15 protein-coding genes are annotated in these 12328 nt (G+C 38.0%); 14 read left to right on the forward strand and 1 reads right to left on the reverse strand.

Annotation, left to right across the window (positions count from 1 at the left end; translation table 11 throughout):
- Positions 1–165: 165 nt before the first annotated feature.
- Positions 166–357: a hypothetical protein gene (locus CD118_RS09855; RefSeq protein ID WP_060830397.1), complete on the reverse strand. Its 192-nt coding sequence runs from the start codon at positions 355–357 to the stop codon at positions 166–168.
- Between the two features lie 150 nt (positions 358–507).
- Between CD118_RS09855 and CD118_RS09860 the strand changes: the two genes are divergently transcribed.
- The 14 genes from CD118_RS09860 to veg all read left to right on the forward strand — a co-directional run bounded on the left by CD118_RS09860 (position 508) and on the right by veg (position 12041).
- On the forward strand, positions 508–1854 hold the full coding sequence (locus CD118_RS09860; protein WP_060830396.1) for an Orn/Lys/Arg family decarboxylase: 1347 nt from the start codon (positions 508–510) through the stop codon (positions 1852–1854).
- Between the two features lies 1 nt (position 1855).
- A complete protein-coding gene (gene tmk / locus CD118_RS09865; protein ID WP_060830395.1) occupies positions 1856–2470 on the forward strand; it encodes a dTMP kinase in 615 nt (204 codons plus the stop codon).
- An 85-nt stretch (positions 2471–2555) separates the two neighbouring features.
- Positions 2556–2885 (forward strand): cyclic-di-AMP receptor, encoded by a 330-nt coding sequence (locus CD118_RS09870; protein WP_016426529.1) that lies wholly within the window; start codon positions 2556–2558, stop codon positions 2883–2885.
- A 216-nt stretch (positions 2886–3101) separates the two neighbouring features.
- Complete coding sequence (locus tag CD118_RS09875) at positions 3102–4034, forward strand: DNA polymerase III subunit delta' C-terminal domain-containing protein (protein WP_060830394.1); 933 nt, start codon at positions 3102–3104, stop codon at positions 4032–4034.
- Between the two features lie 5 nt (positions 4035–4039).
- Positions 4040–4843 carry a PSP1 domain-containing protein gene (locus CD118_RS09880; RefSeq protein WP_060830393.1) on the forward strand — a complete coding sequence of 268 codons (804 nt, stop codon included), beginning with the start codon at positions 4040–4042 and terminating at the stop codon, positions 4841–4843.
- Between the two features lie 13 nt (positions 4844–4856).
- Complete coding sequence (gene yabA / locus CD118_RS09885) at positions 4857–5216, forward strand: DNA replication initiation control protein YabA (protein WP_060830392.1); 360 nt, start codon at positions 4857–4859, stop codon at positions 5214–5216.
- Positions 5217–5232: 16 nt separating this feature from the next.
- A complete protein-coding gene (locus CD118_RS09890) occupies positions 5233–5958 on the forward strand; it encodes a tRNA1(Val) (adenine(37)-N6)-methyltransferase (RefSeq protein WP_060830391.1) in 726 nt (241 codons plus the stop codon).
- Complete coding sequence (locus tag CD118_RS09895) at positions 5951–6196, forward strand: GIY-YIG nuclease family protein (protein WP_016426524.1); 246 nt, start codon at positions 5951–5953, stop codon at positions 6194–6196. Before CD118_RS09890 ends, CD118_RS09895 begins: the two co-directional genes overlap by 8 nt.
- Positions 6197–6200: 4 nt before the next feature.
- The gene (gene rsmI / locus CD118_RS09900) at positions 6201–7034 is read left to right on the forward strand and encodes a 16S rRNA (cytidine(1402)-2'-O)-methyltransferase (protein ID WP_060830390.1); all 834 of its coding nucleotides are present in this window, start codon (positions 6201–6203) and stop codon (positions 7032–7034) included.
- Positions 7035–7128: 94 nt separating this feature from the next.
- Positions 7129–9105 (forward strand): methionine--tRNA ligase, encoded by a 1977-nt coding sequence (metG, locus tag CD118_RS09905; protein ID WP_060830389.1) that lies wholly within the window; start codon positions 7129–7131, stop codon positions 9103–9105.
- 332 nt (positions 9106–9437) lie between these two features.
- A complete protein-coding gene (locus tag CD118_RS09910) occupies positions 9438–10208 on the forward strand; it encodes a TatD family hydrolase (RefSeq protein WP_060830388.1) in 771 nt (256 codons plus the stop codon).
- A 32-nt stretch (positions 10209–10240) separates the two neighbouring features.
- Positions 10241–10780: a ribonuclease M5 gene (gene rnmV, locus CD118_RS09915; protein ID WP_050346095.1), complete on the forward strand. Its 540-nt coding sequence runs from the start codon at positions 10241–10243 to the stop codon at positions 10778–10780.
- Between the two features lie 4 nt (positions 10781–10784).
- Entirely contained in the window at positions 10785–11675 is an 891-nt protein-coding gene (gene rsmA / locus CD118_RS09920) for a 16S rRNA (adenine(1518)-N(6)/adenine(1519)-N(6))-dimethyltransferase RsmA (protein ID WP_050331803.1), read from the forward strand.
- Positions 11676–11774: 99 nt separating this feature from the next.
- Positions 11775–12041 carry a biofilm formation stimulator Veg gene (gene veg / locus CD118_RS09925; protein WP_050331802.1) on the forward strand — a complete coding sequence of 89 codons (267 nt, stop codon included), beginning with the start codon at positions 11775–11777 and terminating at the stop codon, positions 12039–12041.
- Positions 12042–12328: the final 287 nt, after the last annotated feature.

Genomic DNA, 12328 nt, shown 5'->3' on the forward strand with positions numbered 1-12328 from the left:
TTTGATATTAAAAAAGCACAAATATCTCTATAATTGTAAGTGCCTAAACCAACGATTAAGGAGATATTGTGCCTATGTGTAATGATATATCAGAAATGATTAAAATAAAAGCGAAAAATTTAAAATATTATTGGTAATTTTTTTAGCACCTCAAGTTTGAGTATATTAGAAAAATGGTAATTCTTTGCTCGCTTCGATAATATCCTGAGTATAAAAAAACTGCTTGCCTTGTCCAGTATATGCGGGTTCTAAAATCATATTTGTCATTGATGCGTAAAGCCATTTGGGGTGAATCCCACTGTTTAAAATTTCTTGAAATTCTTGAAAGTCTTTATCCCAATCTAATTGAATCTCCATCTATATCATCACCTCCATAAAAAATATAGAACATATGTACGTATTTTAAAAGGGCTAGCCATGAAATTTCTGACGTCCCCCAAGAAGTTCGTTATAATAGATGTATTAAATTTGAGTAAGTTAATAAATGTGTAAAGGAGGGATTGAAGTATGTCTTATCAACCATTAAGACAAAAAATGAAATCATGGGGGCAAAGTGTTCCCATTTCCATGCATGTTCCAGGTCATAAAAATGGAACAATTGGTGATCTTTCTTTCACAAAACCGCAATATGATGTAACGGAGATAACAGGATTTGATGATTTACATCATGCAGATGATGTTTTATATCAAAGTATGCAGACTTTAGACCAGCACCCGAATTATAAAGGGTATTATTTAGTGAATGGGACGACGAGTGGTATTTTAGCGGTTATTCATGCGTTTGCCAATCGAAAAGGCACAGTGAGTATCGCTAGAAATGTACATAAATCGGTATTTAATGCGCTAGATATTGGTGGGCAAAGTGCTAATATCATGCCAACGTCAATGAGTGCACAAACCAATCAGTATCTTGTGCCAGAGGTTAATACGTCAATTAAAACGGACTATAAATTAGGTGTTGTGACATATCCGAATTATTATGGTGAGACGTATGATATCGGAAAAGTAATTCGAGATTATCACGCGATTAGTGTGCCAGTCCTTGTAGATGAGGCACATGGCGCACATTTTGGTTTGGATGGTTTTCCAGATTCAAGTATGAATGATGACGCTGATTATGTCGTGCAATCTTATCACAAAACACTACCAAGTTTAACCATGAGTTCTATATTATGGATACATAAGGATGCACCTTACCGTGCTCAAATAGAATTACTCTTGCAAACTTTCCAATCTTCTAGTCCTTCATACTTGTTATTAGAAAGTTTAGAGTCAGCACAAACTTTTTATCGACACTACCAAAGTGACTATTTTTTTAAAAAGCGTGAAATATTGATTGAAAAGTTAAAAGAAAGCGCCTTTGAGGTTATAGAGTCACAAGACCCGCTTAAACTGGTGATTCGTTGTAAAGGGTGGTCTGGTCAAGAAATTCAGGCACTCATGGAAGAAAATGCAATCTATGTTGAATTAGCTGACGAACAGTCCGTTTTATGGGTTTTACCCTTATGGCATGTTGATGATCGTTATCCTTTTGCGTTGTTGTTACAACGTATAGCAAGAATGAAAATAGGCGCTGTTAGGGAAATAACTCAGCATGGACAGGCGCCAATGCTTTACAGTCAAGCAGGAGAATACAATGCGGTGGCACCCAATTCATTTGTTGAGATGTCTTTTGAACATGCATATGGCAAAATATTAGCGGCACATTTAATTCCGTATCCGCCTGGTGTACCTTCATTATTAAGGGGCGAAAAAATGACTAAAGATATGATAAAATTAATTCATTATTGGCAAACACGTGGGATACGCGTTGAAGGCCTTACAAATGGAAAAATTAAAGTAGAGGATGAGTAAAATGGGCCGATTTATCACGATTGAAGGACCAGAAGGATCGGGGAAAACAACAGTACTCGAAGCTGTGGTTAAACAGTTGTCACGTGATTATGATGTCGTGGCGACACGCGAACCAGGCGGTGTGGAAACAGCAGAAAAAATTCGTCAAATATTGTTAAACGGCGATAGCATGGATGGTCGAACTGAAGCATTGTTGTTTGCTGCTGCAAGACGAGAGCATCTTGTCGCAAAAGTTTTGCCTGCATTAGCAAAAGGACAATTAGTGATTTGTGATCGTTTTATTGATAGTTCTTTAGCGTATCAGGGTTATGCGCGTGAAATCGGGGTAAAAGGAGTACAAACTATTAATGACTTTGCGATAGAAGGACGTTATCCAGATTTAACGATATACCTCGATATTCCAGCAGCAGTTGGACGAGAACGAATTGAACGTAATCAACGCGAGCAAAATCGTTTAGATAAAGAAAGTATGTTATTCCATGAACGTGTAATCGAAGGGTATCAACATATTATCAAGCAAGATCCAACGCGTTTTGCAGTAATTGATGCCAGTCAACCGATTGAGGCAGTCGTTGATGCATCAGTAAAAGCCATTTTACAGCAATTGGCAGATTAAAAAGTCATTCAGTTGTTTACTTAGGATTGAAGTGAAGCAGTGATACGAGATATGTTATAATATACGCTAAGAGGTGTTTGTAAAAATGAAAATGATTATAGCGATTGTTCAAGATCAAGATAGCCAAGAACTTTCGGATAAACTTGTTGAAAACAATTTTCGTGCGACGAAATTAGCGACAACAGGTGGTTTTTTGCGAGCTGGAAATACGACATTTTTAAGTGGTGTTGATGACGATAGAGTTGATGAAATACTAGAAGTTATCGGTGGCACATGTGGTAATAGAGAACAACTTGTATCACCAATCACACCAATGGGCGGAAGTGCTGATTCGTATATTCCTTATCCTGTAGAAGTCGAAGTCGGTGGCGCAACTGTCTTTGTAATGCCAGTAGAATCATTCCATCAATTTTAGAATAAAATGGAGGTTGTGACAGTGTTGGCGAGCAAAATTCGTTTACGTTGTTTCAACCTTTTTGTTTTTTTGCCTGTATCAAGTATGACTTACATGAGTAGTAGCTCAGTTTAAATTACAAGTTATTTCTTCGTCATACATCATGGAATTAAGTAAAAACAGCCTAAAGTGTGTTAAGATGTCAGGATTCATTTTCATAAAGGAGCGCAAAGTTTCATGGAAGTAATTGATCAATTAAAAAAAGCGTATCATAATCAAAAGCTGTCACATGCCTATTTATTCGAAGGTGACGATGCGGAAACGATGAAAACAACGGCAATGGATTTTGCGCAATTTATCTTATGTCAAGATCAAGCGCAATGTAGGAACAAAGTAACTGAGCATAATCATCCTGACTTTCAATACGTGATGACAGACGAAGCAACGATAAAAAAAGAGCAAGTTGAGGCGCTCGTTCATCATATGAATCAGTTACCCATTGAAGGGGATTTTAAAGTCTATGTGATTCAAGATTTTGAAAAATTAACGGTACAAGGTGAAAATAGTATTCTCAAATTTTTAGAAGAACCGCCTCAAAAGACGATTGCGGTGATTATGTCCACAAAGCCAGAGCAAATCTTAGATACGATTCACTCTCGGTGCCAACACGTGTATTTTAAACCGATGTCCAGAGCTACGTTCGCGTCGCGTTTAATGGCGCACGATGAAACTGTCACAAAACCGATAGCAGAGTTACTCAGTACATATACGACACAAATTGAAGTGGCGATGCAACTTAATCAGGATTTCGAACTGTCACCTTTCCGCAAGGTATTGTTGCAGTGGTGTTACCGTTTAGTGAAGCAGCGCGAAATGGCGCTAATCGGAGTTGTTGAATTACTCAAGCATGCTAAAAATAGACAGCTCCAATTGATGGCATTATCTGGAATTAATGCCTACTTTCAAGATTTATTGTATGTTAAAACAAAGATGTCCGAGCGCATTACGTTTTCTGGCATGACAGAAGAGTACGAAACGTTAGCCACACAAATGAGCTATCGTCATTTAACATATATTATTGAACAAATTACTGAGGCGCACAAAAAACTCAATCAAAATGTGAATCCAACGTTAGTATTTGAACAAATTGCAATTAAGGTGAAGGGGTGACGCTTATGCACTTTGTCGCAGGTGTATATTTTGAAAAAGCAAACGTATTAGAATATTATGAGCCAATTGACACGCCATTAACAGAGGGGCAATATGTGGTTGTAGAATCTAAGCGAGGACACGAACTCGGTGTGATTAAACATCTACCAAGAGCGGTGTCAGATCAAGATGTGACCCTACCTTTAAAGCCTATATTAAGAGTCGCTGCTGAGGAAGATTTATCCTGTTATGAAAAAAATGCGCAAGATGCGGATCGTGCTTTAGAGATGTGTAAAGGTTTTGTTGATCAATTGGAATTAGATATGCGTGTTGTGAACTGTGAATATATTCTTGACCGCACTAAAATTATTTTTAATTTTACAGCGGATGAGCGTATCGATTTCCGAAAACTAGTGCGTATGTTAGCGCAACGCTTAAAAACACGAATTGAATTGCGCCAAATCGGGGTGCGTGATGAAGCGAAGTTACTCGGAGGGATTGGACCATGTGGCCGTTCATTGTGCTGTGCCACTTTTTTAGGAGATTTCGAGCCGGTATCGATTAAAATGGCAAAAGATCAAAATTTATCACTCAATCCTACTAAAATCTCTGGTGCATGTGGGCGTTTAATGTGTTGTTTGAAGTATGAAAATGATTATTACGAAACAGCAAGAGCACATTTGCCCGACGTAGGAGAGCGTATTCAAACACCAGAAGGTCAAGGAGAAGTCGTCGGTTTAAATATTATTGATGTGTCTATGCAAGTCCGTCTTGACGGAATGGAACAACTGACAGAATACCATATTGAAGAATTAGAAACTTTAAAGTAGGGAGGTTCATCTGTTGGATCGAAATGAACTATTCGACCGATTAATGCGACTAGAAAAAAATGTAGCGCGTATTCATGAGGATATGCAAGAGTTAAAAGCTTTAACTGTTGAACTCGTAGAAGAAAATGTGGCATTACAAATTGAAAATGATAATTTTAAAGCTTTGATGCAGCAAGAGGAAGAGGAGAACATCGAAACGCCCATTGAAGAAACGCGCAATGCAACCTCACAGCCCACTAAAAAACAACTACAAAGTCGGGAATATTTTGCCAAATTGTATCATGAAGGTTTTCATATTTGTCATGATGTATTTGGAAAGCATCGCCACGGCGAGGATTGTATGTTTTGTTTGAATGTGCTTAATGACAAATGAGGTGAAAATAAGAACCATGCTACAAACAGGTGAAAGATTAGACTATTTAATTCGAGAAGACTTGCGCATTATTCAAAATGATGCAGTCTTTTCTTTTTCTACAGATGCGCTGTTGCTCGGTCATTTTACAAAGGTTAAAAAGAGAGATCGTATTTTAGACATGTGTTCAGGCAATGGTGTCATTCCATTGTTGCTCTCGGCGAAAGGTCTTAACCTCATTACAGGGGTAGAAATTCAGCCCCAACTCGTTGATATGGCGCGTCGCAGTGTTGCATATAATCAATTAGATGAACGCATCACAATGCTTGAGATGGACATTAATCACTTGATTGAAACATTTCAACCCGCGCAGTTTGATTTGATTACTTGCAATCCACCTTATTTTAAAGCAAATCAAGCGCATCAACACCAAATTGAAGCGCATAAAATTGCGCGACATGAAATCTTTTGTACTTTAGACGATTGCTTTCGAGTTGCAAAGCATTTACTAAAAGAGGGTGGACGTATTGTAATGGTTCATCGTGCAGAACGTTTGCTTGATCTTTTTGAAGCAATGCGTCGACACCGTATTGAACCGAAGCAACTCCACATGGTTTACAGTAAACCTGGGCAATCTGCGCAAACCATTGTCGTTGAAGGTCGAAAAGGCGGACGGCAAGGTCTAAAGATTTCCCCGCCTTTTTATGTATACGATGAAAATCAACAATATACGCCTGAAATGCGAGAGGTGTATTATGGATAAACATTATATCTACATTGTTCAATGTAAAGATGCTTCACTTTATACCGGATATACGAACAACTTAGCAGCGCGAATCGCCAAACATAATGAAGGAAAAGGCGCAAAATATACAAAAAGCCGACGTCCTGTTCAATTGCGTTATTATGAAACGTTTGAAACAAAATCAGCAGCACTTAAGCGTGAATGTGCGATTAAAAAAATGACACGGCAACAAAAAATCCAACTCATTGAGGAGTGATGAAATGGGAAGCTTATATTTGGTAGGAACGCCCATAGGAAATTTAGATGATATGACTTTTCGAGCTATCGATATTTTAAAACAAGTAGATTTAATTGCGTGTGAAGATACACGTGTTACTAAAAAGTTATGTCATCATTTTGAGATAGAGACGCCTTTGAAATCTTACCATGAGCATAATAAGCAGCGTGTGACAGAAAGTCTTATCGAAAAGCTCTGTGCCGGAGATGATATTGCACTTGTGTCAGATGCAGGTTTACCTTTGATTTCTGATCCTGGTTATGAATTGGTCGTACGTGCACGCGAAGAAAACGTTAATGTTATCCCTATTCCGGGAGCCAATGCCGGACTGACAGCACTTATGGCAAGTGGGTTGCCATCATTTACATATACTTTTCTTGGTTTTCTACCCCGTAAAACACGCGAAAAGATAGAAGTGCTTGAAAAAAGAATGTTTCAAGAGAGTACTTTATTATTGTATGAATCGCCACACCGTGTAAAAGAAACACTAGAGGCAATTGCTAAGGTGGATAATCAGCGTATGATGACAGTGGCAAGAGAATTAACAAAGAAATTTGAACAAATTCAAACAGGCCGGGTGGACGATTTAATTGCCCAATTAGACGATACAATCCCGTTGCGTGGTGAGTTTGTATTAATTATTGAGGGTGCAATGGCAAAGGCCTCTACATCATGGTTTGAGGATATGACGATTGAAGCGCATGTGAATTATTATATTGATCAAAATATGAAACCTAAACAAGCAATCAAGCATGTAGCGCAAGATCGTCAAATGTCGAGTAAAGAAGTTTATAATATTTTCCACAACATCAATTAAACTCATTTTAGTACAATAGGGATTGAATTGTAACATTGAAAATAAAACGAAATTTAGATATATTAGATAAGATAAGAATTGAGGAGGAGCGCTGATGGTGAAAGAGACATTTTATATTACTACACCGATCTACTATCCGAGTGGTAATTTACACATCGGGCATGCATATTCAACAGTTGCGGGTGACGTGATTGCTCGATATAAACGCTTGCAAGGCTTTGATGTTCGCTATTTAACTGGAACAGACGAGCACGGTCAAAAGATTCAAGAAAAAGCTCAAAAAGCAGGGAAGTCAGAACTCGACTACCTTGATAGTATGATCAAAGACATTAAAGCATTATGGGAAAAATTGGATATTTCTAACGATGATTTTATCCGAACAACTGAGCGTCGTCATGCAGAAGTGGTAGAAAAGATATTTGAAAAATTATTGGCGCAAGGCGATATTTATTTAGGAGAATATGAAGGATGGTATTCGGTTCCAGATGAAACTTTTTACACAGAAACACAATTAGTAGAGCCAGTTTATGAAAATGGCAAAATTGTAGGTGGTAAAAGCCCAGATTCTGGACATGAAGTGGAATTAGTCAAAGAGGAAAGCTACTTCTTTAAATTGTCGAAATATACGGATCGCTTGTTAGAATTTTATGATCAGCATCCAGAATTTATACAACCACCATCTCGTAAAAATGAAATGATTAACAATTTCATTAAGCCTGGATTAGAAGATTTAGCTGTTTCACGTACTTCTTTTAACTGGGGGGTGAAAGTTCCATCCAACCCAAAACATGTTGTTTACGTTTGGTTAGATGCGCTTGTTAACTACATTTCGGCGTTAGGTTATTTAACAGAAGACGATACATTATTCCGTAAGTATTGGCCAGCAGATATTCATTTAATGGCAAAAGAAATCGTTCGTTTCCATTCGATAATTTGGCCAATTATTTTAATGGCTTTAGATTTACCGCTTCCTAAAAAGGTTTTTGCACATGGTTGGGTTTTAATGAAAGACGGCAAAATGAGTAAATCTAAAGGGAATGTCATGGATCCAAATGTGTTAATTGATCGTTATGGTTTAGATGCGACACGTTACTATTTAATGCGTGAGCTCCCATTTGGTTCTGACGGTGTTTTCACACCAGAAGCCTTTATTGATCGCACAAACTTTGATTTGGCGAATGACTTAGGAAACCTTGTAAACCGCACAATTTCAATGATCAACAAGTATTTCGATGGCAAACTTCCAGCATATCAAGGACCTATGCACGAAGTTGATCAAGAAATGGAACAAATGGCTTTAGATACAGTTGAAGTGTATCATGATCATATGGAAAAACTTCAATTTTCAGTTGCATTGTCAACGGTTTGGAAGCTCATTAGCCGTACGAATAAATATATTGATGAAACAACGCCATGGATTTTAGCGAAAGATCCTGAACAAAAAGAAGCGCTGGGCAGTGTGATGGCACACTTAGTAGAGAATATACGTTTCGCAGCTGTCTTATTACGACCGTTTTTAACACATGCACCATATCAAATTTTTGATCAATTGAATATTAATAGCGAGAAACTTCATGACTTTGAAAGTCTCGGGCGCTATGGTCTTTTGACGGAGCCTATCATAGTGACAAGCCAACCGAAGCCTATTTTCCCAAGATTGGATGTAGAGGCTGAAGTTAGCTATATTAGAGAATCAATGCAACCACCAAAACAAGCGGCAGAAACGCAAGTAGAAGAGACATCAAAACCACAAATTGATATTAAAGCTTTTGATAAAGTTGAGATTAAAGCTGCAACAATTATTGACGCAGAAAATGTTAAAAAATCAGATAAGCTTCTCAAAATTCAAGTGGATCTTGGGCATGAGAAACGTCAAATTGTTTCAGGCATTGCACAATTTTACCAGCCTGATGATATCATTGGTAAAAAAGTCGCTGTCGTTACAAACTTAAAACCTGCAAAATTAATGGGGCAAAAATCTGAAGGTATGATTTTATCCGCTGAAAAAGATGATGTCTTAACATTAATTAGCTTACCGAATGCGGTACCGAACGGCGCAATCATTAAATAAATGGCACGCAAAGCGTAATGCATAGAAACGTTTTTGACAGTGTATGCGTGATGCGAGCAAGGTTCTAATTCAAGTTGATGATATCTATCTAATCGCTAATGCAATGAGTGAGACGACAAAATCGAACGGAGTAGATTTTGATTACGTCTCACTCTTTCGTTTATGATGAGAGGCGGAAGGTTAGCCCAACTTTATCGCGGATAGATTCATTTTCAACGATTTAACAGGAACTATACGTATTGACTGGTGTGTTTCTTAAAGTCAATGACACGGGTATAGAATTTTGAAATGAAATAGAAAACAGAGGAATCAAATGATAAGGAGGATGAACAATGCTTATAGATACACATGTACATTTAAATGCAGATCAATATGATGAAGATTTAGAAGAAGTGATACAACGCGCACTAGACGCAGGGGTAGACCGTATGTTTGTCGTAGGATTCGATACAAAAACGATTGAACGTGCGATGCAATTAATCGATGCATACGATTTTATTTACGCTATTATTGGTTGGCATCCGGTTGATGCCATTGATTTTACAGATGAGCGTTTAGAATGGATTGAAGAACTTTCAAAGCATCCTAAAGTGATCGGGATTGGAGAAATGGGATTAGACTATCATTGGGATAAATCGCCAAAAGACGTACAAAAAGAAGTTTTTCGTAAGCAAATTGCATTAGCTAAGCGCGTGAAATTACCGATTATTATCCATAATCGAGAAGCGACACAAGACTGTATTGATATTTTAATGGAGGAACATGCCGAAGAGGTCGGCGGTATTATGCATAGTTTTAGTGGTTCTCCAGAAATTGCTGATATCGTAACGAATAAATTGAACTTTTATATTTCGTTAGGTGGTCCTGTGACTTTCAAAAATGCGAAGCAACCGAAAGAAGTAGCGAAGCACGTGTCGCTTGACCGTTTATTAGTTGAGACAGATGCGCCATACTTATCACCTCACCCATATAGAGGTAAACGAAATGAGCCGGCGCGTGTCACGCTAGTGGCTGAGCAAATTGCGGATTTACGAGGCATTTCATATGAAGAAGTGGCCGCACAAACAACTCAAAATGCAGAACGCTTATTCGGATTGAAATAGGTCGGTTCATAGAAGATAAAGAAGGTGCAGCGTTGAAAATTAATGAATTTGTTGTTGTAGAAGGGCGAGATGATACTGAACGCGTAAAAAGAGCGGTTGACTGCGATACCATTGAAACAAATGGCAGTGCCATAGATTCACAGACTTTAGATGTCATACGTCAAGCTCAAGAAACAAGAGGTGTCATCGTTTTAACTGACCCTGATTTCCCGGGTGACAAAATACGGACGACTATACGTGAAGCGGTACCCGGTGTGAAACATGCGTTTATCGACCGTGATAAAGCTAAAAATAGGCGGGGTAAAATAGGCGTCGAGCACGCCGACTTTGAAACAATACGTGAAGCATTGATGCACGTTTCTTCGCCGCTATCAGAAGCACAAGAAACGATAGATAAAACCGTGCTAATTGAATTAGGATTAATCATTGGGCCAGATGCACGTCGCCGACGAGATCTTCTAGGGAGACGTTTGCATATTGGTCATTCCAATGGAAAGCAATTATTAAAAAAACTCAATGCCTTTGGTTATACAGAAGAAGATGTAAGAAGGGCATTAGGGGAAGAGGAGTAAATCTATGCATGATAAAGATATTGCAACACCATCGAGAACACGTGCATTATTAAATCAATATGGTTTTAACTTCAAAAAAAGTTTAGGTCAGAACTTTTTAATAGATGTGAATATTATTCATCGCATTATTGATGCAAGTGGCATTGATGCAACGACGGGCGTCATTGAAATTGGGCCCGGGATGGGATCGCTAACAGAACAATTAGCAAAAAAAGCGAAGCATGTTTTAGCCTTTGAAATTGATCAAAGATTAATCCCTGTATTAAAAGATACATTATCACCCTATCCCAATGTTACAGTCATCAATGAAGATATTTTGAAAGCAAATGTCTCAGAGGCGATGCAGACGTATTTATCGAAATGTGAAAAAATAATGGTTGTCGCTAATTTGCCGTATTATATTACGACGCCAATTCTACTCCGACTATTAGAGCAAGATTTGAATATTGATGGTTACGTGGTCATGATGCAAAAAGAGGTGGGTGAGCGTTTAAATGCGCAAGTGGGCTCTAAAGCATATGGTTCTTTATCAATAGTAACCCAGTATTATACAGAAACATCGAAAGTTCTGACCGTTCCGAAAACGGTCTTTATGCCACCACCTAATGTAGATTCTATTGTCGTTAAATTAATGAAGCGCCAATATCCACTTGTCGAAGTGAAAAATGAGCAAGCGTTTTTCAAAATGGCAAAAGGTGCATTCAGTCAGAGACGTAAAACGATTTTCAACAATTATCAGAATCTCTTTGATGATGGAAAAGCGCAGCGGAATGAAATTTTACAATGGTTAGAAAAAGCTAGAATTGATCCGAAACGACGCGGGGAAACATTGTCAATACAAGAATATGCACGATTGTATGAAGAATTGGAAAATTTCCCTCAATTAACATTCTAAATTTGTTGACATTGGCACGCCACCTTGCTAAAATTAAAATTTTATTTGACGCATCTTACTCAATTGTGTTATAATACACTTGTAGCGAGGTGGAGCAATATGCCAAAATCTATTGGAGACATCAAAAATTCTCTTGATTGTCAATTAGGAAATCGTATTGTACTTAAAGCTAATGGAGGTCGTAAAAAAACAATTGAACGTTGTGGCGTTCTTACTGAAACGTATCCATCAGTGTTCGTTGTTGAATTAGACCCTGAGAAACATAATTTTGAGCGTGTATCTTACACGTATGCTGACGTTTTGACTGAAAACGTTCAAGTTTCATTTGTAGAAGAAGAACTTCAACAAGAAGCAATTGCGCAATAATATATGTCTGTCATATAAGGATAAATCTACATAATGGCCATTCTACTTAATAGGTAGTATGGTCTTTTTTAGTATGGAATTCTATTTGTTAGATAGTGTTGAGTGCACTAATGTTGATGGTAAACCTAAGAGAGCGCAGTAGCTGACTGGATTGAACATCGCATTTCAAGCATGTTCAACCCTAGTCAACCTTGCCGGGGCAGGACGACGAAATCAAATAGATTTCTGTCCTGCATGATAAGAGTGCGAAAGAAATAAAAAGCGCAGTAGCTGACTGGATTGAACAT

The sequence above is a fragment of the Staphylococcus coagulans genome (assembly GCF_002901995.1).
Taxonomy (GTDB): Bacteria; Bacillota; Bacilli; order Staphylococcales; family Staphylococcaceae; genus Staphylococcus; species Staphylococcus coagulans.